The organism is Bartonella fuyuanensis (genome assembly GCF_014197255.1).
Lineage (GTDB): Bacteria > Pseudomonadota > Alphaproteobacteria > Rhizobiales > Rhizobiaceae > Bartonella > Bartonella fuyuanensis.
This window is the reverse complement of record NZ_JACIFE010000010.1, coordinates 13,615-37,981: the sequence shown is the minus strand read 5'-3', so window position 1 is coordinate 37,981 and position 24,367 is coordinate 13,615. Positions and strand designations below refer to the sequence as shown.

The window sequence follows — 24,367 nt, the reverse complement described above, 5'->3', positions numbered from 1 at the left end:
AACAAAATGCATTGGAAAAATAATCAATCGATCCCTACCAATCAAAAACCTGTGATCTCTATTCAGAATCTAAACAAATGGTATGGAGACTTTCAGGTCTTACATGATATCAATTTTGATGTTAACGCGGGTGAACATATTGTTATTTGTGGACCATCCGGATCAGGAAAATCAACGTTAATTCGTTGTATTAATAAATTAGAACAAGCACAAAAAGGTTCAATCTGTATCCATAACGTTGATATTCACGCCACTCCTATACAACAGCAAAAAAATGTTCTACGTAAGATAGGAATGGTCTTTCAGAATTTTAATTTATTTCCTCACATGACTGTTTTACAAAATTGTATTTTAGCACCTATGACAGTTCAAGGACTTGGTAAACAACAAGCAAAAGAACGAGCGATTCGTTACTTAACGCATGTTGGGATTGAAAAATACTGTGAAAAATATCCTTTACAACTCTCTGGTGGGCAACAACAGCGTGTGGCGATTGCCCGTGCACTTTGTATGGAACCTGAAGTAATGCTTTTTGATGAACCAACCTCTGCTCTCGATCCAGAAAGTGTGGGAGAAGTTTTGCAAGTAATGGCACAACTAGCAGAGACAGGAATTACAATGCTTTGTGTTACCCATGAAATGGGATTCGCTCGTAAAGTTGCAGAAAGAATACTCTTTCTAGAAAATGGAAAAATTGTTGAAGATACCGCCTCTGAAATTTTTTTTACCAATCCTAAAAGCCAACGTGCTTGCGATTTTCTTGCTAAAATTAAACATTAAATATCAAAATATTCCTTTATTCATACAATTTTATTTTTTCTTTTTAGAAGAGTGATAATTGTTTGTGCACCGACAATTCCTGATGGTACTTCAGTTTTCATTTTCTTTTCCATCATCTCAAAAGAATCGAGTTGTGCCTGTCGTAATAGAGGATTATATAAAAGTTGCTCTAGCTGTCTTGCTAACATGCCAGGACGCAAAAATTCATTAAAATATTCTGGAATAATAGGCTTATCAGCAATAATATTCGGAAGAGCAGCACTCCATAACATCATTTTAGGAAAAATAAATAATTTAGAAAAACGATCAAGTTTATAGCAAAGAGCCATAGGTATTTTTGCTAAGGCTAATTCAAATGAAACTGTTCCATGTGCAGCCAGAGCAACATCTGCTTGTGCAAAAGCACACCATTTTTCATCTTCCCCAACAACAATTTCTACTTTGCTTTTCCAATCCTGCACAAAATCACGGATTCTATCCACCAGATAAGGTAAAGTTGGTAAAATAATATGTAAATGAGGGACACGTTGTACAAGAATCTCTACTGTTTCTCGAAAAATGGGCATTAAAGAACGAATCTCTAAATTCCGCGATCCAGGCAAAATAATCAATGTAGCCGATGATGTTTGTCTACTATACAAATTTCCTTGTTCTAATTGGCGTTTTTTTTCTGACTGAACTCTCAAAAGGGGAGGATATGTCAAAAGACGATGTCCAACATAGGTCGTAGCAGGACCTTCCAAATCTTGCATAACCTTTTTTTCAAAAGGAAAAACCGCTAAAATATGATCAACAAATTCACACATAGCTTTTGCACGCTCTGGCCTCCACGCCCAAACGGTGGGTGCAATATATTTAATGATAGGAATAGAAGGCGCTAAAGCACGTACTTTTTTTGCAACACGATGTGTGAAATCGGGACTATCAATAATAATTAAACAATCGGGATGCTCTTGTGCAATAAATTTGGATAAATTGCGAATATGTAGCAACAACAATGGTAGTTTTTTCAACACCTCCTTTAAACCTATCAAAGCAATATCATGAGAATCAAAAAAGCTTTTTAAACCCAATGCCTTTAAATGCCTCCCCCCAACACCAATCAAATTAACGTTGCATCTTAGCTGTTGTGATAAACAAGAGATTAAATCTGCTCCAAGTAAATCACCAGATTCCTCACCTGCAACCACAGCAATCTTTACGAAATAATCACTCATGACCAAAATTTTCAAATGTTTCGATAAATAGAGAATATTTGTTGGCTTTTTCTATTGTTTTTTTCACCGATAATATTAGACTTCTATTTGCCTCCACTGCAATACCAGATAAACCACTCTTTGCAATATTCATTATTGTCACGGGTCCAATTGATGGTAAATCAACGCGATTATCCTGTTGTGGTTTTGCACATTTTACAAGAACACCACCTTTAGGAGGAATTTGCCCTCTTTTTCGCATTTCACAAACACGCCACAACATATTATCAGTTCCCTCAGCGCCCTCCAAAGCAACCACCCTTCCTTGAACAACTACAACAGCTTGTCCAATATCCAATTGACCTAAAAGTTTTGCTGCTTCTACTGCTAAAAAAATATCTTTTTTCTCTTTTTGAGTAGCACGCCGCCCTGTTAAATTAAATTCTACAGGAGCTAAAAGATCTGGTACTATTTCGTGAGCGCCAATAACATAAAAACCATGCGCTTCAATAACCCGTATGAAAGCTTTTAATAACGCATCATCTCCCCTCCTCAAAGCTCGAAGTAGTTTAGGAAGAGCTAAAAAGGTTGTCCAATCCAACCGAAATTGTTTAAGAAGCGGTCGCTTTTTCACACCACCTGCTAAAACAATATTATAAACTCCAACCTCCTTTAAGATTTTAACGAGTCGCGCTAATTCTACAATTGACAGTTCGCAATGCTCATAGCGATAAAGAACAGAATCCGCCTCATCACGCAAAAGCACAAGAAAAGGATTCTCTCCATTCTTTTCAAGAGCTTGCGCAACAGTAATCGGTAGAATACCATTTCCCGCAATAATAGCAGTGCGACCGGAAGGAAAATTTCTGGCACCACAAATAGGCATTTTTAATCCTTCTGTTCTTTTATTTTATCGCCTTCAAATCTTGGTGTACAATAAAAACGTTTTCCTTTTTGTTTAATAAAATTAATAACGTCAACAACAGACTGAAAAGAAGAATAAAAAGAAGCAACATCATTAACACGCTCTTTAAATGGCTTGCTATGATCAAAAAGCATCGCAACTGCATGACGCAGTGCATGAATATCCTGACGCTCAAATCCTGCACGCTTCATGCCAATAATATTGAGTCCGGCAAGTTTTGCCTGCACACCAACTGCTGTTCCATAAGGAATCAGATCCCCAACCAGCGCAGATACACCACCGATAAATGCATGATGTCCAACACGAACAAATTGATGAACAGCAGCACCACCTCCGATAATCACATAATCACCAATAGTAACATGCCCAGCAATCATTGCGTTATTGGCAAATGTTACATGATTACCTACGTGACAATCGTGAGCGATATGCGCATAACAAAAAAATTGGCAATTATCACCAATAACCGTTATTCCTGCACTCGAATCGGAACCTCGATGCATTGTGACACCTTCACGAATCGTACAATTTTTACCAATAGAAAGAATTGTAGCTCCTCCTTTATGTTTATTATTTTGCGGTTCTGCTCCCAAAACTGCATGAGAAAATACTTTACTCTTAGCTCCTAACGTTGTCTTTCCCATTATCACAACATGACTTTTCAAACTGCATTCATCACCAATAACAGCATCTGAACTAATATGGCAAAATGGTCCAACGCGTACATTCTCACCAAGCTGAGCTCCCTTCTCCACAAGAGCAGTTGGATGGATTTTCGTACCGGACATTTTTAAATTCCTATCAAATATCGTTTATTCTTCTTCAACAATCATCGCAGTAATTTCCGCTTCAGCAACGCGGACATCTTCTACTTTTGCTACACACGAAAAACGCCTCATACCAGATCTCTTTTTCAAAAGCCGAACATGAATCTTGAGCTGATCACCAGGCATAACCGGCTTACGAAATTTCGCATTATCAACCATCATAAGATAAACTAAATTTGTTTGCCTATTGCCTAATTTCAAAAGTGCTATTGCTCCTGCCGTTTGGGCCATAGCTTCTAAAATCAAAACTCCAGGCATAACTGGCTTTTCCGGAAAATGCCCCATAAAATGTGGTTCGTTAATCGTTATATTTTTAATACCAATAGCTTCTTGTTCACCATCAATATCAACTATACGATCGATTAATAAAAATGGATAACGGTGCGGTAATATTGATAATAGTTTTGCAATATCTACAGCCTCTAAGTTTTTAGCTTCTTCAGTGCTGATCATATCAGCGTTTCTCCTTTTTAACTTTTCCCATACTACGCAACGTCGCTACTTCACGGAACCACTGTTTAAATGGTCGTGCTGGACTACCTCCCCATTTTTCACCATCTGGAATGTCATTCATAACACCACTACGAGCAGCAATCTGAACACATTTACCTATTACGAGATGATCCGCTACTCCAACACCTCCTCCAAGTTGAGACATATCACCTATCGATGTACTTCCTGCAATTCCACATTGCGCAGCAATAAGGCAATAACGGCCAATTTTTACATTGTGGGCAATTTGCACAAGATTATCAACTTTGCTTCCTTCACCAATAATAGTATCTTGAAATGTTCCACGATCAATTGTAGTGTTCGCACCAACTTCTACACCATCCTCAATAATAACACGACCAAGTTGTGGAATTTTTTCAATTCCAATCCCGCCTCCAACATAACCAAAACCATCTTGCCCTATACACACGCCAGGATAAAGCTGAACCTTATCACCTATTAAAGCACACTGAACTATTACCTTAGGAGCTATATAGCAGTCACGTCCAATCCGGCAATTTTCACCGATAACAGCTGTGGATGAAATAAGCGTTCCGGCACCAATCTCAACATTTCTACCAATAACAGCACCCGCTTCAATACACACATCATGTGCAAACTTAGCCGTTGGATGAATACGTGCATGCGGTGAAACCCCTCTCTGTCCCAACCAAGGAATCGGTTTGACAGAATCAGGAAACAAAATACGACCAATTTGAGCAAAATCACGCTGCGGCGTGGATGTCACCAAAATTGCCATAGTTTCAGGAACTTTAAAAACAACTTCATTCGTACAAAAAACAGCAACAGCAGAACTGTCTAGTAGAGCATCAGAAAACTTTCGATGCTCTACAAAAACAAGAGAACCTTCCACCGCACTCTCAAGTGAAGAAAGAGTATTGATAACTTTATGAGAAAACTCTGGATTAAGAAGTTTTGCACCCGTTAACTCAGCAACATTTGCAACTGTCAATCGCCGGGACGGCGTAAAAAAAAACGTATCCGCCATCAAAATACTTTCTCTTCCAGGCTTAAGCTATTCTCTTTAAGTTTTTCCTTCTTAAAAACTATTCAAATCAGAACTTCGTAGAAATACCAAAATTCAATTGCTGCAAACGATCGCCCTCTTGCTTTTTTATTGGCCAAGCATAATCAAAACGCAAGGGACCAAACGGAGAATCCCACATTAAACTCAAACCTGCAGATGAGCGCCAAGTGCTTTTGGTATTGGTAACAGGAGGTTCACCATTAAAAACTGTTTTATAATTATTACCATAGAGCGTAGCAATATCCGCAAATAAAGCCCCGCGCAATCCAAATCCTTCAGGAACAACAGGGATAGGAAATTGTACTTCAGCAGTCGCATTCATATATGTTGTTCCCCCTAAGAAATAAACTTCACCCTTATTGGAAACCTGACGTGGACCTATCCCATTATATTTGAATCCCCGAATCATATCAGTATTCGCTTTAAACATATCGAAAATACGAACACCTTCCTTGCCTATTTCGTGGATATAACCACTCCCAAAGGAAAGCAAACCAACAATATCCTTCTGCTCAGAAAGAGTATTGTACATCATCGCTTTACCCGTGGTCTTCAAGAATTTTGCATTCCCGCCAAGTCCTGCATATTCCTGAAGAAGATGCACGTACCAACCATCATGGGGGTTTCTCATATCGTCAATTGTATTATAGGTAAAACCATAGCTAATTGATGAACGCTTCCAAGGGCTTTGCTTTGCAGCTTGAACAATCGCACCAGAATATTTCCCATATAATTCTATGATATCACTCTCTTTGTTGAAATCATACTCTCCACCAAAATCATACTCTTCCTGCACATAAGAATATGCTACACTAGCAGACAATTGATTATCAATAGGCAACGAAAACCGTAGTGATCCACCTGTTTGTCGTACATCATAAGCTTTATCAGCACGGTAAGTACTACGAAAAACATCAATTCCAGCAGATAAACGATACCCTAAGAAATAAGGTTCAACAAATGATAAATTATAATTACGAGATTTTTCTTGCCCTGCTCCTAACCCTAAACGAACATACTGGCCACGCCCTCCAAGATTACGCTCAGTAACAGAAACCTCAAGTGACATCCCAGGGCTTGTTCCCCCTGTTGTATATCCTCCAGAAAGAGAGAGATCTCCCGTTGAAGCCTCAACGACATCAACTACTAAAACAACCTGATCAGATCGATCGGTAGGAACCATTGAAATATTAACGGTTTTAAAGAAACCTAAACCTTCTAAACGACGTTTCGCTCGCTGTAATAAAGTTTGATTATAAGCATCTCCTTCATTTAAATCAATTTCACGGCGAATGACGTAATCACGCGTTTTCTCATTTCCACGTATATCAATACGCTGAATATAAGCACGCACACCTTGTTCAATATTATATAAAATTGAAATTGTATGATTTGCTAAATCACGATTTCCCCGCGGCTCCACTTTAGCAAAAGCATATCCCGAATCAGCAACCTTGTTATTAATAATTGCAACAGACCGTTCAATATCTTCCGCACTATAAATATTACCTGGCTGAGTTTTAAGCACTTTTTTTACAGATTGCACGTCAATTCCATCAACATCACTTTCAACCTGAATATCACTAATTTTATAGCGCGCACCTTCATCAAGAACAAAAATAATCTTGTATGTATTGCTTGCTGCATCAAAAATCGCTTGAGAAGAGACTACACGAAAATCTGCATAACCACGATTATAATAAAAATGACGTAGGGCCTCCTCATCAGCAGCAAGGCGCTCTTCACTGTAAACATCGCCTCCTAAAAACTTGGAAAAAATTCCTGAAGATTTTGTTGAAATCACATCACGCAAACGACGGCTTCCAAAAACACTATTTCCTTTAAAAGTGATATCACCAATCTTTGTTTTTTGCCCTTCAATAACATTAAATACCACATTAACACGCCCTTTTCCAAGATTAATAGTTTGAACATTAACTGTGATATTATTACGCCCAAGAGTTTTATAAGCTTCACGAATCGTATTTATATCAGCAGAAAGCTTAGCAGAATTAAAAGGTTCATTCGGTTTTAAAGAAATAAACCGTTTAAGATCTGGGTCTTTAAAAGATTTATTTCCCTGGAACAATACCTGATTGACAACCTCATATTCTTTTACAAATACAACCAATTTATCACTTACTTGATTTATTTTAACATCATAAAATAAACCTAATTCGAAAAGATTCTTTACAGCATTATCAACATCACTACTGGAAACCCCTTGTCCAACTTTAATACCTATATTGTCCCGAATCGCCTGAGAACTTACAAACTTATTCCCACGAACCTCAATAGAACGAATTACAGACGCTTGCATTTCTCCAACTGCAGCAATTGACATAAAAACCGTCGCTGGGACAATCATTCCCATCTTTAACACTAACACAGATGCTGCATTTAAAAACTTTGAATTCGTAGTCATTGGCTTTTTTACCTTACTCTTGTTTCTTAGTCATGATGCTTTAAAAAACTAACTACCATAGCAACCTTTTTACAGCGAGACTTTTCATCCCTTAATTACTTATTATAATGTACGACGCCACAATATTTTGCAGACATGGTAAACAACCTTCAATTTATTTTCGCTATTATTACCTAATTTATAAAGCGTTTTCCATAATTTAATTAGCTAAACCAACAAAAATAATCATTAAAAAAGACAAAAATCATAAAAAGGAGAAGAACGGAAAAACCTAAACGAAAAACAATTCCCTGAATCTTAGCAGATATTTTTCTCCTAGAAATGACCTCAATGATATGAAATAAAAAATGTCCACCATCAAGTGGTAGAATCGGAAAAAGGTTAATAAGCCCAACACTTATTGAAAGAAAAGCTGCTAAATTCAATAAAGAGATAAAACCTGTCTCACTCACTTTCCAGGCAATTTTAATAGTCTTAGAAGGTCCACTTAATCGACAATGATCCTCTTTTCCTCCTATTACACGACTCATAAAAAGAACGGTTTGAGTCGCAATAAATACAGTACGGTTTAACGCTTCTCTTACAGCTGTCACAAAACCATAGCGAACATGTTTTATATAAATTGGATCTAAACGCGCAGGATTATTTAAATCAACAGGAACACCTACACCTATCATAGCACTTTGTGTCCGATTACCAAAGCCGTCATCCCGCTCAACTACTTTCGGAGCAATAATCATTGGAAAGACTCGCCCCATGCGTTCTATTTTAAACTCTATAGGTTGTCTTCCGTGAAGCGCCACATAATTCATCAAATCTTCAAAACTTTCAACACGTCGACCATCCATTTCAACAAAACGGTCACCTAATTCCAAACCAGACTGAACAGCCGGACTATTTTTGACCAACGAACCAACAACAGGATCAATGACTACACGACCATAAATAAAGAAAAAAAATGTTAGAATAACAACAGTAAAAAGAGCATTGAAGAAAGGACCAGCAAAAACAGTTGCTGCTCTCTTCCAGGCATGCACACTAGAAAATGAACCATCAATAATCGGAGATGGTTGAGATGATACTGTATCGTTTTTTTCCTCCTCCCCAACAAACTTCACATAACCTCCTAAGGGGATAAGCGCTAAACACCATTTCGTGCCATGCTTATCTATATAACTCGCTATTTGTGGGCCAAACCCAAGTGAAAAAACTAACACCTTAATACCACACCACCGACCAACAAGATAATGCCCAAGTTCATGCACAAAAATGATAATTATAATGACAAAAAGAACACTCAAACTTCTTAAAAGAAAATCCCCCATAATGACCATATGATTTAAAAGTTCCAAAATACCTTCTCCCAATTAAATCATACTAAAAAGATTAAAAGGCGTATCCATATCAGATGTAAATGAACCAATTAAATAAAGGACACAAGCCGCCCCTACTAATCCATCCATACGATCCATAAAACCACCATGTCCAGGCAATAAAGAACTAGAATCTTTAACAGAAAACCGCCTTTTAAGCCATGATTGTCCTAAATCACTCAATTGTGAAACAATTGACAAAAAAAGTGTAAGGAGTGGGACAAAGAAACTTGCTAAATTTATATCAAAAAATCCAAAAGCAACCCACATACCACTAAAAACTCCGACAAATGTGCCACCAAGTGCTCCTGCCCATGTTTTATTGGGAGAAAATCGTGGGGCTAATTTAGCTCCCCCTAATGCACGTCCGATAAAATATCCACCAATATCTGTTCCCCACACTATCGTAAATAAGAAAATAACAACTCGGAATCCCAACATCTCATGATCCCGTAAAAAGCATAAAGCAACAACAGGAAAAGATGCATATAAAAAACCCAAAAAAATCCAACCACTCTTTTTTATAGATATGATAGCCAATACCGCAGCCAAAACGATTAAAACACAAAAATCCAATGAGGCGGGTACACTTAAAACTAAAAAAAAGCCAAAGAGCAAATAAAAAATACTTGCTAACATTTTTTGTAAAACACACCATTTCTCTTTCGTAATACGAATCCACTCATAAAGAATAAAACCGCCAATACACCATACAAACAAAAAAAAGAAGATTCCTCCCAACCATGTTAGATACAACGCAATAACACCAAACACAAAGGCCGTCAGAACACGATAAACTAAATTAGACAAAACAATATCCCACAATAAAAATAGGAAATACAAGCTCTAAAATTAATGCAAGAAAAACTTCTCTACCTCGTATTTTTATTTCATGCTTGTATAAATTTCTCTTATAATTTATCATAAGTGGTTTTAGCTATCAAGATAGCTCTTATAAGGTTAATAATCAATAAAATAGGTTTAAACATTCCTCTATCAAAATTAATCTAAAAATATGCGTCTAAATATTTCTCAAACATAAAATGAAAAAGCGGCGGCTCGCGCTTCATATAAATTAACTGATATAAAGTTTGTATTAAAATATTTCCCTATCAGCTATTCATCATTCAAAAACGAATGCACTACATAACGTCTGCTTGATGGATTCTACTCATAGACCTTGATAGTGGCAGGTAAGAGCAAGATTAAGGCTTATTTTTGCGTTATACTCTTTCTCTAATCACTATCTTATAATATTTGAAGAATCCGTAAAAACTTCTTTCATCATGCAGTTTAATAAAGACATGCTGAAAAAACTCTCGCCATACTATTAAATGATAGCCTCTAAAAAAAGTATGACCAACCACGCATATTAAAGAATAAAATATCCCCCCTATATTAAACCTTATGCACACCACTACCTAATTTTATCCGTAGGAAAACTTACACGCTGGGGATATAACAGCTTTTCTCTAGTGATTAAGTCGTCTTAAACGTGCATAATTTCTGATTCCTTCACAGTTAAAATTTTGTCAATATCAGCAATGGTTTCATCTGTGAGCTTTTGAACTTTCTCAGACAAATTATGAGCTTCATCTTGCCCAATTTCACCATCTTTTTCTAACTTTTTCAAATTGTCCATGCCATCCCGACGAACATGACGTGTAGCAACACGTGCTTGCTCTGCATAGTGATGCGCAATTTTTACAAGCTCTTTACGGCGCTCTTCATTCAACTCAGGTAAAGGAATACGTAAATTGGTACCATCAACTATAGGATTTAAGCCAAGACCAGAATCGCGAATGGCACGCTCTACAGCTCCTACCATCGTTTTATCCCAGACAGAAACGAAAAGCATCCGGGGCTCAGGAACAGAAATATTAGCAACCTGATTTATGTGCACAATAGAACCATAAGATTCAACAGTCAACGGTTCTAATAAACTAGCTGATGCTCGTCCAGTCCTCAAACCACCTAATTCATGTTTAAAAGCTGTAATAGCACCATCCATGCGACGCTTCAGATCATCCATAATCGATGTAACATTCATATTTCTGTCTCCTTCAATTGTCCTTTGAAGCTTACTCTTATTCCGATACTATTGTAAAGCGTCCTGTTCCATTCAAGACCTTCGCCAAACCGCCTTTTTCATGAATGGAATAGACAATAATCGGTACATTATTCTCACGTGCTAAAGTGATAGCTGTCGAATCCATAACAGATAATCCCCATTGCAAAATTTCAACATGCGTTAACTGATCAAAACGCTTAGCCGTAGGGTCTACCTTAGGATCTGCTGAATAAATACCATCAACTTGTGTTCCTTTAAGAAGAACGTCGGCACCAATTTCCGCTGCACGTAAAGTAGCAGCAGAATCAGTAGTAAAAAATGGATTTCCTGTACCACCCGCAAAAACAACAACTTTTCCCTGATTGATATAAGCTATTGCTTTCCGTTGCGAAAAACTTTCACAAATTTGTGGCATAGCAATTGCAGATAGTACAACAGTTTCAATCCCTAATTTTGTCAATGACGTCCGCAATGCTAAAGAGTTAATAGAAGTTGCAAGCATTCCCATATGATCACCTGTCACTCGATCCCCACCATGCGAAGCAACAGCAACGCCGCGAAAAATATTTCCCCCACCGATAACAACCGCAACTTCTATTCCCATTGCGCGCACTTCTGCAATATCAGCAGCAATACGATCTACAACAGAAACATCAATGCCAAAACTCTGCCCCCCCATAAGAGCTTCACCAGAAGCCTTTAAAAGAATACGTTTATACGGAAGTGCTAATGCCATTCATAATCTCCCCAAAAGCACCTTTATTTTTTCTTTTTACACCACGAAGGGCATCACTTTTTACATGACGCCCTCTCAACAATTATACTGTTTCCCTCAGAGATTTTACAATCAACGATATAATTTTAAATCTCTGATCAAGAATTTGCAATAACTAGCCTTTTGCAACAGTCGCAACCTCTGCGGCAAAATTAGAATCTCCTTTTTCCACACCTTCACCTAGTACAAAACGTATAAATCCTGTAATTTTTGCGGGAGCACCAATTGATTTCTCAGCATCCTTTAAAGCTGCCTCAACAGTTATATCAGGATTCATAACAAAAGCTTGAGAAAGCAAAACAACCTCTTCAAAAAACTTCCGCATACGCCCTTCTACCATTTTTTTAATGATATTTTCAGGCTTTCCAGATTGCCGTGCTTGATCTGAAAAAATCGCTTTTTCACGTTCAACAGTAGCAGCATCAACATCTTGTGCGATAAGCGCTAATGGATTGCTTGCCGCAATATGCATCGCAATTTGCCGACCAAAAACAAGAGCGGCTTCTTTATCTCCTGTTGTTTCAATTGCAACCAAAACACCAAGCTTACCAAGACCTTCAGCCACACTATTGTGTATATAAGACGCAACGACACCATTCTCCACAGATAATTTAGCAGAACGACGAAATATTATATTTTCGCCAATTGTACCAATTGCATCTTTGATTGTAAGCTCTACAGTCTTCTCAGAATCAGGATAAAGAGAAACAGAAACAGATTCAACATCACCTGGCGTATCTAAGGCAGCAGTTGCTACATTGCGCACAATTTCTTGGAAACCATCATTGCGTGCAACAAAATCTGTTTCAGAATTAATCTCAACCAAAACTGCATTGGAATCTTTTGATGCAACTCCAATTAATCCTTCAGCTGCTGTACGACCCGCCTTTTTATCTGCTTTAGCGATCCCTTTTTTGCGAAGCCAATCAACAGCAGCTTCCATATCACCATTAGTTTCTGCTAGAGCAGCTTTACAATCCATCATACCAGCGCCAGATAGTTCTCGAAGTTCTTTTACTTGTGCAGCAGTAATACTCATATTTGCCTCTTTATTCTGTAACAGTGAAAGCGTGCGAATTTCCTCTGCACGTCTATAATCTCTTCTTTAGAAAACAAAAGTACCTTAATTAAGCGTTTTATATTACTCAGAAACTGCTAAAATCGCATTTTCCAAAATAGGCTCCACAGGCACATCAGCTTGAGCTCCTAAATCAACACCCATTGCACCTTGTTGGCGTGCAATACCATCAAGGGCAGCACGAGCAAAAAGATCACAATAAAGGGAAATTGCACGTGAAGCATCATCATTACCTGGTATTGGATATGTCACATCATCAGGATCACAATTGGTATCAATAATAGCAATTACAGGAATACCCAAACGTTTTGCTTCTTGGAGGGCAATATTTTCTTTATTTGTATCGATAACAAACATAAGATCTGGAACAGATCCCATATCTTTAATACCACCAAGCGCACGATCAAGTTTTTCACGATCACGTTCCAAATTTAAACGTTCTTTTTTGGTAAAGCCTTGCGCTTCAGCAGCAAGAATTTTGTCAATCTTACGCAAACGATGTATCGAATTGGAAATTGTTTTCCAGTTTGTAAGCATACCGCCAAGCCAACGCGCATTAACGTAATATTGGGCGGAACGATTCGCCGCATCAGCGATAATATCAGATGCTTGCCGTTTCGTACCAACAAAGAGAATACGACCACCACGCGCAACGGTATCTGAAACAAGTTTAAGTGCTTGGTGTAAAAGTGGAACAGTCTGAGCGAGATCAATAATATGGATATTATTCCGTTGACCATAAATATAGGGAGCCATTTTTGGATTCCAGCGATGAGTCTGGTGACCAAAATGCACACCTGCTTCTAAAAGCTGATGCATAGTAAAATCGGGTAGTGCCATAATCTTATCCTTTCCGGTTCAACCTCCGCGGAAAAAGCAGGGAAACCCACTACCGGCGGATGCTTGCTAGACTCCTTTTACAGATTATTTACAAACACCCAAACTCCGCGTGTGAAATTAAGACGAACATACTAATATTTGATTCTTTTTCAAGTCATTTTCTTTAATCATTTAATATTTGCATTTTCACATTGATCAAAATCTTTTCCAAGTTCCAAGAATTCGAGACTGTTCAATTTTGCACGCACTGAAAAAGTTCCATAATCAAGATGAAGATCACGCATAACACCATTCTCGTGTAAAAGAAAACTGCTGCGATAAATCGGCAAACCATCCTTATTCTCCCCATCATCAAAATAAGAGATTGTAACGGGCCAATACTCTTCTTCATCCAATTTTCTCATTTTTTCTGTTTCGCTATCAGATAAAAGCGCCTTCTTTTTTCCTATGACGATACTTTCTTTTATAACTTTATTTGCTTTATTTGTCCCATCAAATACAGTAACATTGTAAAAATGATTTCCTGCTTTTGCATGGCGGATAATATTTTTTAGTTGCATTATTGGAAACTCAGCCATTGCAAGCTTATATTCTTTTTCCTTTGGTTTTTTTAATATAACTGTAATACCATCTTGGGTACGCTTAGCAACCCCCTCGGCGTGATACGTAACCTCTTCTCCTTCTTGATCTGTAATATTAAAACGGAATGTACGACTGTCCCCTGTTTCATAACTTGTCGTCTGTTGATCTGTTAAACGTACCGGCATACCTTCAATGTGAATACGACTAATGAAACGAAAACGCGTTCTATAGCCTTGGCACGCCGAACCAGTAAGCTCATAAACCATTCGCCCTGACATCCCAGAAACCGTTATTTCATGAGAAACATTATCGAGACGAAAATCATAAATTGCTCGATGAGGTACAATAAAAACAGGCTCTTCAGCTCTCGCAGTGCATAAAAAAACAATATATGAAATTATTATAAATAATGATCTAATCATTCCCAACTTCCAAACCTTACCCCCGTTGCATAACATCATACAATAAGGCAAAAAAGACTGATTTCTTAATTAACCACACATTTTCTTAAATCAAAAAATAGGTTATGTAACGAAAAAAGCATCATAGAACAGCTATGGAGTTTAAATTATGACCAATGTGATTGAAAAAAAACTCGAAAAATTCGGAATCGCTATTCCTGAAGCAACAATTCCTCTCGCCAATTACATCACCATTTCACAAAGTGGCAATCAACTCTTTATTTCTGGGCAGCTCCCTCTTATTAATGGAAAACTAATAACCATTGGTAAAGTTGGTGCAGCTGTGAATCCTGAACAAGCCAAAAAAGCATCTGAAGCTTGCGCTCTCAATATTCTCGCTCAACTCAAGGCAACTCTAGGTGACTTAAATAGAATAAAACGCGTAGTAAAAATTACTGTTTTTGTGGCTGTAGATTCTCATTTTACCGATATCCCTCTTATTGCCAATGGAGCCTCTGATTTATTTGTTAAGATTTTTGGTGAAATTGGAAAGCACGCCCGTTCTGCCATTGGTGTCGCCTCTCTTCCTATGGATGCTCCTGTAGAAGTTGAAGCCGTTATAGAAATCTAAATCTTTATTTAAAGACAGCTCACTACACTAAATAAACACTAAAGTCAAAATACTTCTTTGTTTTAAACTCTTATAAGGCTTGCATTTTTCTGGTTTGAAATTAAAATTTTAAAACTACAAGAAAAGGAAATATTTGATGAAACAAACTTACGACAATAACAATATTTTTGCTAAATTGATTCGCAATGAAATCCCTTCTGTTCGTGTCTACGAAGATGATGATGTGATTGGATTCATGGATATCATGCCACAAGCACCGGGTCATACGTTAGTCATTCCTAAAAAAGGTTCTAGAAACTTACTTGATGCAGATACTGAAACATTATTTCCTGTCATTAAAGCTGTTCAAAAAATCGCAAATGCCATCAAAAAAGCTTTTCAAGCAGATGGCATAACTGTCCTGCAATTTAATGAAGCAGCTAGTCAACAAACCGTTTATCATCTCCATTTCCATATTATACCACGGATGGAAGGAATAGAACTCACTTCCCATAATAACGTGATAACGCCGACAGAAATACTTGAAGAAAATGCAAAAAAAATCCGTGCAGCTTTGTAACATGCTCTTAAGTTATTGTGCTTTTCTTTCCCACACTTTTTTTGTAGAATTTTGTATTTTGTTTTTCTTTAAACCAACAGATATATCGGAAGATAAAATTTTTAACTGCAGTTTTTCTTTTTCGCCATTTGATTTTTGTGTCAATATGCGAACAATGCCACCATTACGTAACTTTCCAAATAAAATTTCATCAGCTAATGGTTTTTTAATATATTCTTGTATAATCCGCGCTAATGGGCGTGCCCCCATCTGAGAATCATATCCTTTATTGGAAAGCCATAAAGTTGCAGCAGGGCTTAACTCAAAACAAATCCCCCGATCAGCTAATTGTGCTTCAAGCTGAAAAATAAATTTCTGCGCTATTTGATTGATGATTAAATGGGATAAAGGTGCAAATGGAATAATTGCATCTAACCGATTCCGGAATTCTGGTGTAAATAACTGATTAATTGCTTCTATATCCTCACCATCACGTTGTATTTTTCCAAATCCAATAGCTGATTTTGCCATATCTGAAGCACCAGCATTGGTTGTCATAATCAAAATAATATTGCGAAAATCAATTTTTTTGCCGTTATGGTCTGTTAATCTACCATAATCCATTACCTGCAATAAAATATTAAATAATTCTGGATGTGCTTTCTCAATCTCATCTAGCAAGAGGATCGCGTGAGGTTTCTGATCAACTGCGTCTGTAAGAAGACCTCCTTGATCAAACCCTACATAACCTGGAGGCGCTCCGATTAAGCGCGCTACCGCATGCCGTTCCATATATTCTGACATATCAAAACGTAATAGTTCAATGCCTAAAGATGATGCAAGCTGTTTTGCAACTTCAGTTTTTCCGACACCTGTTGGCCCTGAAAATAAATAACTTCCTATGGGTTTCTCTGATTCGCGTAAACCTGCTCGCGCCAATTTAATTGATGACACCAATACGGAAATTGCCTGATCTTGCCCATAAACAACATGTTTGAGCTCTCTTTCAAGCTTACTCAGTATCTTCTGATCATTCCGAGAAACTGTTTTTGGTGGAATCCTTGCAATTGTAGCAATAGTTGCTTCAATTTCTTTAACGCCTATACTCTTTTTGCGCTGTTTTTGTGGCAAAAGCTTTTGAGCTGCGCCACTTTCATCAATAATATCAATTGCTTTATCGGGTAATCTACGATCAACCATATAGCGCGAAGATAATTCTACGGATGCCTTCACTGCCTGATCTGTATATCTAATCTGATGAAAATCTTCAAAGCAAGATTTCAGCCCCTGCAAAATCTTAATCGCATCAGTAACAGAAGGTTCATGAACATCAAGCTTCTGAAAACGGCGCTCTAAAGCACGATCTTGCTCAAAGAATTTGCGATATTCTCTGTAAGTTGTAGAACCAATACATCGCATAGTTCCGGAAGATAATGCAGGTTTTAAAAGATTTGCTGCATCCATATTTCCCCCTAATGTCGCCCCTGCTCCCACTAAGATATGAATTTCATCAATAAATAAAATAGCATCTGGATACAACTCAAGTTCTTTAATAACTTGCTTTAATCGTTCTTCAAAATCACCGCGATAACGCGTACCAGCAATAATCTCCCCCATATCAAGAGAAAATATTGTTGCATTTGATAAAACTTCAGGCACTTGCCCATCAACAATGCGCTTTGCCAATCCCTCAATTATAGCGGTTTTCCCTACACCAGGATCACCAACCAAAAGCGGATTGTTTTTCACCCTTCGACATAAAATCTGGATCATACGTGAAATTTCCATTTCACGGCCAATTAATAAATCAATCTTTCCACTCCGTGCTTTACAATTGAGATCAACACAATAATTCGTTAAAGCACTTGGCAGCCTTTCACCATTGGCCGAAATCTGCTGATCTAATTGCTCTTCAAGCCCTTCAAGTAACATGGATAACCCATCATCACGTGTAATCCCATGTGAAATAAACCGTACAGCATCATAGCGTGTCATTCCCATTTCTTGAAGGAAATATGCGGCATAGCTTTCACGTTCAGAAAAAATTGCAACAAGAACATTTGCTCCCGATACTTCATTTTTGCCAGCAGATTGAGCATGTATCACAGCACGCTGAATGACACGCTGGAAAAAAGTTGTAGGCTTTGTATCCTCATCAGCTCTAATCTGTTCATCTAACTCTGACTGAAGATAATCGGTTAAGCGTTTTCGCAATTCCTCCACATCTACCTGGCATGCCTGAATGACGGAATTCGCATCAGCATCATCTAACAGCGCAAGTAGAAGATGCTCTAATGTTGCATATTCATGCCGTGCTTGAGTAGCAATAGTCAAAGCACGATGCAAAACCTCTTCAAGACTAGGTGTAAAAGATGGCATAATTCCTCACTTCCATTCCATTACACATTGTAACGGGTGTTCATTTTGACGTGCGCACTCCCTCACTTGTACTATTTTCATTTCAGCAACTTCATAAGTATAAGTTCCACATTCACCTATCCCATTGTGATGAACATGTAACATAATCTGCGTTGCTTCTTCGAAACTTTTTTTAAAAAAAATCTTCAAAACGAAAACAACAAAATTCATAGGTGTATAATCATCATTGAGTAAAAGAACCCTATATAATTTAGGCTTTTGGAGTTTTTCTCTAGCTTTCGGTATTATAACCGCACCATACCTACCTGCATCCCAATTCTTGCCCTTTTCATTATGTATAAGATGCAGTATAGAGTTTATTATGAGCATCTGTTCCATTACCTTTATTCCATGCAGCACGTTTTTTATTAATTTTAAGTTCTTTCATAACTATTGCAATACCTGTTTGTATAAGAAAAAACTTTCCTCCTTTGGTAAGATTTAAGTCACTCATAAAATAACTTCTGTAAACAAATTAGTAATATCATTCATCTAAACTGCATAAACAAGTTATAAAAAAGAAGGCTTTATAGAAATTTTTTCAGAGTAAATGGAGAGATAGGATCCTGCAAGTGTATACTAACTATCAAAAAATTATGCGTTGTTATAAAAAAATAGTAATTTCTTTTGTTATGTTAGCTTTTTCTCACTGTTGGGCAGAAGCTACACCTCAGGGGGCCTATCCTGATAAATATGCTGCTATTGTTATAGATGCCACTACAGGCAAAACTCTATTTCAAGCCAATGCAACACTGAAACGTTACCCTGCTTCTTTAACAAAAATGATGACATTATACCTACTCTTTGAAGCTATGCAGATACGTCGTGTGACACCAAATACACCAATCCCTATTTCACATTATGCAGCAATGCGTCCACCGACAAAAATTGGATTTAAAGCAGGACAAACGATTTCAGCAGAAGAAGCAGCTAAAGCACTCATTACAAAATCCGCAAATGATGTTGCTACTGCTATTGCAGAGTATCTTGGAGGTAGTGAGAAAAAATTTGCTCAAATGATGACAGCAAAAGCTCGTAAACTTGGCATGAAACATACACATTTCGCAAATGCTTCAGGACTTCCGGATGTGCATAATTATTCCACAGCACGAGATATAGCCACTTTATCATTAGCCTTACGTAAACATTTTCCAAAACAATATAAATTGTTCAAAATAAAGAGTTTTAATTTCCGTGGACATACAATTAACAGCCATAACAACCTCGTGAAAATAATGAAAGGTGTTGATGGAATTAAAACAGGATACACACAAATGTCAGGTTCTAATTTAGCAACTTCGATGCATCTTGAGGGACGCTCTATTGTTGCAGTTGTTATGGGAGGAAAATCATCTACTGCACGTGACGAACATATGGCTAGCTTATTAAATCAATATTTGCCAAAAGCAAGCCAAATGAAAAATGATAAATATTTAATGGCCTCTGTACAATATCACTTACCTACTGGCCCGAATACTCCTATACCAACCACTAAAGCTGATTCAAGTAATTTTGATGAGGAAATTTCAACTATGTTGACAGCATTTGCAGAACAGCCTAAAAATTCCAATATCGCAATAACTGCTGTAAATAAGATAATTATACCAATTCCTAATCCTCAAAAAGCTATGCTGGTTGAAGCCAATAAAATTGTAACTGCCTCTTTTTCGACAAATACCGGGTGGGCTATCCAAATTGGTTCTCTTCCTAGTAAGGAACAAGCAAAAACTCTGCTTTTAAAAGCAAAAAATAAAGCTTTTTCTACTTTAAAACACGCATATTCCCACATGCAACTGTTTGAAAAAAATGGACAGCATTATTACCGAGCACGATTTACAGGATTTCAATCAAAAAAAGCTGCATTTGATGCTTGTTCTACATTAAAGAAAGCAAATTTTAACTGCTATACTGTAGCATACTAAAAATTTCCAAATTCTGTGTTAGGATAGTATTTATGAAAGATAATGCTTTTGCTTCATTTCATGAAAAGGAGATTTTATTGAAGCAATCATCTCTCCTTTCATTACGTTCTCTTCACAACGTTGCTGCAAAGCTTACTGGTTTGAAATATAATTCAACTGCATTAGATACACAATCTCTTGTTAATCTTCTTATCTGTCAAACAATGCGCAATCGTCGTCTCATAATGCCTCCTGTACGCATACATTTGCGCGTTGCGAGTCAAACTGGGAATGTGCCTATTAAAATCCGTTTAGGAGCAACAAATATTTAATTCTACAAACTATCGCTAAAAGGAATTATTTTATTATCGCACCATTATCTGCGGTCTTTAAAAACTTCGATAAACATACTTCTTTCTTAAGTTGTAGAAATGATTTTGACGAATTTTCTAACTATGCCAATAGATACCTTCAATTAAACTATTTTTTAGAATATAAAAAATGCCAAATGCTTTTTTGCTTTTTGATGTAACATCAAAAATTATCCTTGATACCTTTCATAAGAAGAATATCTCCACTAGATGAAAATTCATCTTTTTAGGAATTATCGCGAAAATTCAATAAAGGAAATTCCTCTTAATAACGCATAAATTTATCTTTGAACATAAATGCTGTACAAATCTCCTAAACTTTTAGAATTTCGATATACAAAGTAATTTTAAAATACAAATACTATTGACCAAAAAACATAAAAACACCTTTTATAAAGAGTCTTAGTTGCTAAGAACTTTTAATTATAACATTGAAAGCTGATAAAAGAACGATAGTGCTAATTTTGCTCTCTTTATAAATAAAACTGTTAATTCTCAATAGATTTTATACTATTCATGGAAACCTTATATTATTTATATGCATCATCATGAAATAAATTTAAGATCGCGAGATATTTCTTTTTAGAGTTTCTTTTCAAAACATTTTTTCGACACATCAGCTACCCAAAATACCTACGATTCTAAAAAATCAAAATCTTTAAAGCTCTCTCATATTTCATCATAATCATTCAAACTTAAAATAAATTTTCTTTGGATACCAAGGCATAATTTTCTATTACTTAAAAGATATTGCTACGGAAACTTTTAAAATCATAAAACCCAGCAAAAAAATAGTGGCAGATTGGCTACGAATTTTACTTTATACTTTTTTACTTTCAAATTAGACTATTCTTTTCATTTCAAAATTAAACCAAACAAATATAAGCAATAGCCTTTCTCCAATCTCACATGCAAAAGCTCTTACCCACTAGAAAGCATTGAAGCTGTCCTCAAATTTATTTCAAATATATTGCTGAATTAAATTTAAATTTTGATTTAAAGTAATAAAAAAATAAACTTTATCAGAAATAATAATGCGATCCCTCTCTTAATAAATAAGTTATGGATTAAAAAATGTCCAGCCTTAACAAGATATCACATTAACTGCGAGGCCACCTTTACTTGTTTCTTTATAGCGTTCACTCATATCATGACCAGTCTGGCGCATTGTTTCGATACATGCATCAAGAGACACAAAATGATTTCCATTCCCATGTAATGCAAGAGAAGAAGCCGTTACCGCCTTAACAGCCCCCATTGCATTACGCTCAATACAAGGAACTTGTACAAGACCTGCAACAGGATCACACGTCATTCCCAAGTGATGCTCAAGCGCTATTTCCGCTGCATTTTCAATTTGAGCCGGCGTTCCACCTAATGCCGCAGTCAACCCCGCTGCAGCCATTGAGGATGCCGTTCCAACTTCACCTTGACACCCAACCTCTGCACCAGAAATAGAAGCATTATGTTTGATAATACCGCCAATAGCTGCTGCTGTTAATAGAAAATTATGTATTCCCTTTCGATCTGAATCATCATTAAACTGAAGATAATAACGTAAAACAGCTGGAACAACACCAGCTGCCCCATTTGTTGGTGCTGTAACAACACGGCCACCTGCTGCATTTTCCTCATTAACGGCTATAGCATATACCGAAAGCCAATCATTTGCCCAAAGTGAATAATTGCAATTTTTCCTTTGATTTTCTAAAAGCGTCTCATACAACTTTTTAGCACGTCTTGGTACATACAATCCACCAGGCAACTCACCTTCTTGCGAAAGACCTCTATCAATGCAATTTGTCATAGCTGAAAAAATTTCATCAAGTCCTACCTCAAGAGAAAACCGCTCCATCTTTATTTCTTCATTTAAGCGCTTCATTTCAGCAATTGAAAGTCCTGATTTTTCTGCCATGGATAACATTGTACGAGCAGAATCAAATGGATATGGCACCTCAAACACTTCTGATTCTATATTGCCATTCATATAGTTTAATTCATCTTCAGTTACAACAAAACCACCACCGATAGAATAATAAATCTGCCGCAAAAGAATACTTCCATCAGTATCAAGTCCTTCAAATGCTAGTCCATTTGTATGTCCAGGTAGAATTTCCTTTCGTTCAAAAATAAGATCATGTTGCAAATCAAACTGATAAGTGGGGTGGCCTTCTGGTTGCACTTTTCTTTCACGTATAACCTTTTCTAACAGGAATCCCACGCTATCAGGATCAATAGTAGAAGCTTTTTCTCCTAAAAGTCCTAATATGATAGCCTTATCTGTCGCATGACCGATACCCGTGAAAGCTAAAGAACCATAAAGATAAACACGTATACGAGAAATTCGAATATCAGATAACTGAGAAAAATCTCGTATCTTTTGCAAAAACATATTAGCAGCTGTCATTGGCCCCATCGTATGTGAACTAGAAGGACCAATACCAATTTTAAAAAGTTCAAAAACAGATAAAAACACGCATCACCTCAAAACTCCAGGATAGTTTGAGCATACGCTTTTCCATCACATTTGTCCCATTATAAAATCAAATTGTGAGATAAACTAAAAAAATGACAGTAATAAATACGAGTGTTGCTCGTCTTGCTACCACCCAACACTCTCTTTCTATAGTGCTTTCCATTAGCCAACCTTCACAACGGACAATGCCCCCTAGAGTCACCACTCTCTTAACGTTTTAAATGTAGTAAAATAAGTTTTAATATGCAATATCAAAATTCAAGAAGAATGAAAGATCCTTATCGAGAATATTTTTTATAATGCACAAAACTCTTTAAAGCATATGCTTAATTATATAAAATATTTTATGGCTACGCTTCAATGAAACGTACAAAGTTTTCTAAGGGTTCTCGTTCTGTCTCAAAATTGTTTTCTGGAGCACTCATATCGCGATAACCAAGTGCCATACCGCAAATAATATGGCGATCAGAAGGTACAGACAAAAGCATACGTAGCTGTTTATGATAATCAGCAAAAGCTGCTTGGGGACAAGTATCTAATCCAAATCCACGTGCTGCTAACATAATGGTCTGCATAAACATACCCAAATCAAGCCAACTCCCCATTTCCATGTCGTGATCCATTGTAAACAAGAGCCCTACAGGTGCATCAAAAAACAAAAAATTTCGCGCCTTTTGATGAAGCATTTTTTCTTTATCTCCTTTTTTAATTCCAAGACTCTGATAAAGTTCTAAACCAACTTTTTGGCGCCTTGAAATATAAGGCTCTCGCCACTGACGTGGATAATAATTATATTCACGCTCTCCTTTTACACCTGAAAGCACAAGTTGCGAAAGCTCTTGTCCTACTTTCTGTAATACACTTCCCGTAAGCACAATCACTTGCCATGGCTGAACATTTGTTCCAGATGGTGCACGTGCTGCAAGTTTTAAGATTTCTTTGATTGTTTCCAACCTAACTGGCTGATCCGTAAAAGCACGAATTGACTTTCGCGATAAAATAGATTGAAAAACACTAATAGGAGAAACTGCCATTGTCTTTTCTTTCTCTATGAAAAATATTTCTTACTTATCAAAGATAATATATGACGGGAATATTTTTGCTTCTTTTTTTATTGCGCTTTATTGCTTCAAATGGCTTATACTCATTTCACGCAGTGTTAAAGAATCTCATTAGAAATACCTATCTCTTTTAATAGAAAGGAAACTATTTAAAAGCA

At 36.9% G+C, this 24,367-nt stretch carries 24 protein-coding genes; 6 read left to right on the top strand and 18 right to left on the bottom strand.

All coding sequences use genetic code 11. From position 1 onward, the window contains the following. The first annotated feature begins 6 nt into the window (after positions 1-6). Complete coding sequence (locus GGR08_RS05025) at positions 7-780, top strand: amino acid ABC transporter ATP-binding protein (RefSeq protein ID WP_183194285.1); 774 nt, start codon at positions 7-9, stop codon at positions 778-780. A 20-nt stretch (positions 781-800) separates the two neighbouring features. On the opposite strand, the gene lpxB is transcribed toward GGR08_RS05025, so the two are convergent. The 13 genes from lpxB to GGR08_RS04960 form a co-directional block, all read right to left on the bottom strand. Further along, positions 801-1,997 (bottom strand): lipid-A-disaccharide synthase, encoded by a 1,197-nt coding sequence (lpxB, locus tag GGR08_RS05020; RefSeq protein WP_183194284.1) that lies wholly within the window; start codon positions 1,995-1,997, stop codon positions 801-803. Then, positions 1,990-2,862 (bottom strand): LpxI family protein, encoded by an 873-nt coding sequence (locus tag GGR08_RS05015; RefSeq protein ID WP_183194283.1) that lies wholly within the window; start codon positions 2,860-2,862, stop codon positions 1,990-1,992. Before GGR08_RS05015 ends, lpxB begins: the two co-directional genes overlap by 8 nt. A gap of 2 nt (positions 2,863-2,864) precedes the next feature. Beyond that, a complete protein-coding gene (gene lpxA / locus GGR08_RS05010) occupies positions 2,865-3,689 on the bottom strand; it encodes an acyl-ACP--UDP-N-acetylglucosamine O-acyltransferase (protein WP_183194282.1) in 825 nt (274 codons plus the stop codon). 24 nt (positions 3,690-3,713) lie between these two features. Continuing rightward, the gene (gene fabZ / locus GGR08_RS05005; protein WP_183194281.1) at positions 3,714-4,181 is read right to left on the bottom strand and encodes a 3-hydroxyacyl-ACP dehydratase FabZ; all 468 of its coding nucleotides are present in this window, start codon (positions 4,179-4,181) and stop codon (positions 3,714-3,716) included. Between the two features lies 1 nt (position 4,182). Then, positions 4,183-5,229, bottom strand: a complete 1,047-nt coding sequence (gene lpxD, locus GGR08_RS05000) for a UDP-3-O-(3-hydroxymyristoyl)glucosamine N-acyltransferase (protein WP_183194280.1) — start codon at positions 5,227-5,229, stop codon at positions 4,183-4,185. Between the two features lie 67 nt (positions 5,230-5,296). After that, a complete protein-coding gene (gene bamA, locus GGR08_RS04995) occupies positions 5,297-7,693 on the bottom strand; it encodes an outer membrane protein assembly factor BamA (RefSeq protein ID WP_183194279.1) in 2,397 nt (798 codons plus the stop codon). 203 nt (positions 7,694-7,896) lie between these two features. Next, positions 7,897-9,045 carry a M50 family metallopeptidase gene (locus tag GGR08_RS04990; protein WP_183194278.1) on the bottom strand — a complete coding sequence of 383 codons (1,149 nt, stop codon included), beginning with the start codon at positions 9,043-9,045 and terminating at the stop codon, positions 7,897-7,899. Positions 9,046-9,060: 15 nt separating this feature from the next. Next, on the bottom strand, positions 9,061-9,876 hold the full coding sequence (locus GGR08_RS04985) for a phosphatidate cytidylyltransferase (RefSeq protein ID WP_183194277.1): 816 nt from the start codon (positions 9,874-9,876) through the stop codon (positions 9,061-9,063). A 679-nt stretch (positions 9,877-10,555) separates the two neighbouring features. After that, a complete protein-coding gene (frr, locus tag GGR08_RS04980; protein WP_183194276.1) occupies positions 10,556-11,116 on the bottom strand; it encodes a ribosome recycling factor in 561 nt (186 codons plus the stop codon). Between the two features lie 37 nt (positions 11,117-11,153). Beyond that, positions 11,154-11,873 carry a UMP kinase gene (pyrH, locus tag GGR08_RS04975; protein WP_183194275.1) on the bottom strand — a complete coding sequence of 240 codons (720 nt, stop codon included), beginning with the start codon at positions 11,871-11,873 and terminating at the stop codon, positions 11,154-11,156. 154 nt (positions 11,874-12,027) lie between these two features. After that, positions 12,028-12,951: a translation elongation factor Ts gene (gene tsf / locus GGR08_RS04970; protein ID WP_183194274.1), complete on the bottom strand. Its 924-nt coding sequence runs from the start codon at positions 12,949-12,951 to the stop codon at positions 12,028-12,030. A gap of 102 nt (positions 12,952-13,053) precedes the next feature. After that, entirely contained in the window at positions 13,054-13,830 is a 777-nt protein-coding gene (gene rpsB, locus GGR08_RS04965; protein WP_183194273.1) for a 30S ribosomal protein S2, read from the bottom strand. A 167-nt stretch (positions 13,831-13,997) separates the two neighbouring features. Then, positions 13,998-14,834: a cell envelope integrity EipB family protein gene (locus tag GGR08_RS04960; protein ID WP_183194272.1), complete on the bottom strand. Its 837-nt coding sequence runs from the start codon at positions 14,832-14,834 to the stop codon at positions 13,998-14,000. Positions 14,835-14,982: 148 nt separating this feature from the next. Here GGR08_RS04960 and GGR08_RS04955 point away from each other — a divergent pair, with 148 nt between their 5' ends. Then, the gene (locus GGR08_RS04955; protein ID WP_183194271.1) at positions 14,983-15,444 is read left to right on the top strand and encodes a RidA family protein; all 462 of its coding nucleotides are present in this window, start codon (positions 14,983-14,985) and stop codon (positions 15,442-15,444) included. Positions 15,445-15,580: 136 nt separating this feature from the next. Beyond that, positions 15,581-16,003, top strand: coding sequence for an HIT family protein (locus GGR08_RS04950; protein WP_183194270.1), 423 nt, complete (start codon positions 15,581-15,583; stop codon positions 16,001-16,003). Between the two features lie 12 nt (positions 16,004-16,015). Here GGR08_RS04950 and clpA read toward each other — a convergent pair whose 3' ends face one another. Genes clpA through GGR08_RS04935 form a run of 3 tightly spaced genes read right to left on the bottom strand, consistent with a single transcriptional unit; the run spans position 16,016 to position 18,854 of the window. Then, complete coding sequence (clpA, locus tag GGR08_RS04945) at positions 16,016-18,361, bottom strand: ATP-dependent Clp protease ATP-binding subunit ClpA (protein ID WP_183194269.1); 2,346 nt, start codon at positions 18,359-18,361, stop codon at positions 16,016-16,018. Between the two features lie 6 nt (positions 18,362-18,367). Then, positions 18,368-18,739, bottom strand: a complete 372-nt coding sequence (clpS, locus tag GGR08_RS04940; RefSeq protein ID WP_183194268.1) for an ATP-dependent Clp protease adapter ClpS — start codon at positions 18,737-18,739, stop codon at positions 18,368-18,370. After that, the gene (locus GGR08_RS04935; protein WP_183194267.1) at positions 18,693-18,854 is read right to left on the bottom strand and encodes a hypothetical protein; all 162 of its coding nucleotides are present in this window, start codon (positions 18,852-18,854) and stop codon (positions 18,693-18,695) included. The genes clpS and GGR08_RS04935 overlap by 47 nt, the downstream gene beginning before the upstream one ends. 118 nt (positions 18,855-18,972) lie before the next feature. Between GGR08_RS04935 and GGR08_RS04930 the strand changes: the two genes are divergently transcribed. Beyond that, on the top strand, positions 18,973-20,322 hold the full coding sequence (locus tag GGR08_RS04930) for an SPOR domain-containing protein (protein WP_183194266.1): 1,350 nt from the start codon (positions 18,973-18,975) through the stop codon (positions 20,320-20,322). A 32-nt stretch (positions 20,323-20,354) separates the two neighbouring features. Next, the gene (locus tag GGR08_RS04925; RefSeq protein WP_183194265.1) at positions 20,355-20,633 is read left to right on the top strand and encodes a hypothetical protein; all 279 of its coding nucleotides are present in this window, start codon (positions 20,355-20,357) and stop codon (positions 20,631-20,633) included. A gap of 1,123 nt (positions 20,634-21,756) precedes the next feature. Here the strand turns inward: GGR08_RS04925 and GGR08_RS04920 are convergent. Beyond that, entirely contained in the window at positions 21,757-23,148 is a 1,392-nt protein-coding gene (locus GGR08_RS04920) for an L-serine ammonia-lyase (RefSeq protein ID WP_183194264.1), read from the bottom strand. Between the two features lie 92 nt (positions 23,149-23,240). Between GGR08_RS04920 and GGR08_RS08530 the strand changes: the two genes are divergently transcribed. Further along, positions 23,241-23,369 carry a hypothetical protein gene (locus tag GGR08_RS08530; protein WP_281377815.1) on the top strand — a complete coding sequence of 43 codons (129 nt, stop codon included), beginning with the start codon at positions 23,241-23,243 and terminating at the stop codon, positions 23,367-23,369. Between the two features lie 129 nt (positions 23,370-23,498). On the opposite strand, the gene GGR08_RS04915 is transcribed toward GGR08_RS08530, so the two are convergent. Next, entirely contained in the window at positions 23,499-24,182 is a 684-nt protein-coding gene (locus tag GGR08_RS04915) for a nitroreductase (protein ID WP_183194263.1), read from the bottom strand. Between the last annotated feature and the right edge of the window lie 185 nt (positions 24,183-24,367).

Coding starts and splice junctions, on each gene's coding strand:
- GGR08_RS04915 (WP_183194263.1), bottom strand. CDS start 24,182: ATGGCAGTTTCTCCTATTAGTGTTTTTCAATCTATTTTATCGCGAAAG.
- clpS (WP_183194268.1), bottom strand. CDS start 18,739: ATGGAACAGATGCTCATAATAAACTCTATACTGCATCTTATACATAAT.
- pyrH (WP_183194275.1), bottom strand. CDS start 11,873: ATGGCATTAGCACTTCCGTATAAACGTATTCTTTTAAAGGCTTCTGGT.
- frr (WP_183194276.1), bottom strand. CDS start 11,116: ATGAATGTTACATCGATTATGGATGATCTGAAGCGTCGCATGGATGGT.
- GGR08_RS04955 (WP_183194271.1), top strand. CDS start 14,983: ATGACCAATGTGATTGAAAAAAAACTCGAAAAATTCGGAATCGCTATT.
- GGR08_RS04925 (WP_183194265.1), top strand. CDS start 20,355: ATGAAAGATAATGCTTTTGCTTCATTTCATGAAAAGGAGATTTTATTG.
- GGR08_RS04960 (WP_183194272.1), bottom strand. CDS start 14,834: ATGATTAGATCATTATTTATAATAATTTCATATATTGTTTTTTTATGC.
- GGR08_RS08530 (WP_281377815.1), top strand. CDS start 23,241: ATGACAGTAATAAATACGAGTGTTGCTCGTCTTGCTACCACCCAACAC.
- fabZ (WP_183194281.1), bottom strand. CDS start 4,181: ATGATCAGCACTGAAGAAGCTAAAAACTTAGAGGCTGTAGATATTGCA.
- lpxB (WP_183194284.1), bottom strand. CDS start 1,997: ATGAGTGATTATTTCGTAAAGATTGCTGTGGTTGCAGGTGAGGAATCT.
- rpsB (WP_183194273.1), bottom strand. CDS start 13,830: ATGGCACTACCCGATTTTACTATGCATCAGCTTTTAGAAGCAGGTGTG.
- lpxD (WP_183194280.1), bottom strand. CDS start 5,229: ATGGCGGATACGTTTTTTTTTACGCCGTCCCGGCGATTGACAGTTGCA.
- clpA (WP_183194269.1), bottom strand. CDS start 18,361: ATGCCATCTTTTACACCTAGTCTTGAAGAGGTTTTGCATCGTGCTTTG.
- GGR08_RS05025 (WP_183194285.1), top strand. CDS start 7: ATGCATTGGAAAAATAATCAATCGATCCCTACCAATCAAAAACCTGTG.
- lpxA (WP_183194282.1), bottom strand. CDS start 3,689: ATGTCCGGTACGAAAATCCATCCAACTGCTCTTGTGGAGAAGGGAGCT.
- tsf (WP_183194274.1), bottom strand. CDS start 12,951: ATGAGTATTACTGCTGCACAAGTAAAAGAACTTCGAGAACTATCTGGC.
- GGR08_RS04935 (WP_183194267.1), bottom strand. CDS start 18,854: ATGAGTGACTTAAATCTTACCAAAGGAGGAAAGTTTTTTCTTATACAA.
- GGR08_RS05015 (WP_183194283.1), bottom strand. CDS start 2,862: ATGCCTATTTGTGGTGCCAGAAATTTTCCTTCCGGTCGCACTGCTATT.
- bamA (WP_183194279.1), bottom strand. CDS start 7,693: ATGACTACGAATTCAAAGTTTTTAAATGCAGCATCTGTGTTAGTGTTA.
- GGR08_RS04950 (WP_183194270.1), top strand. CDS start 15,581: ATGAAACAAACTTACGACAATAACAATATTTTTGCTAAATTGATTCGC.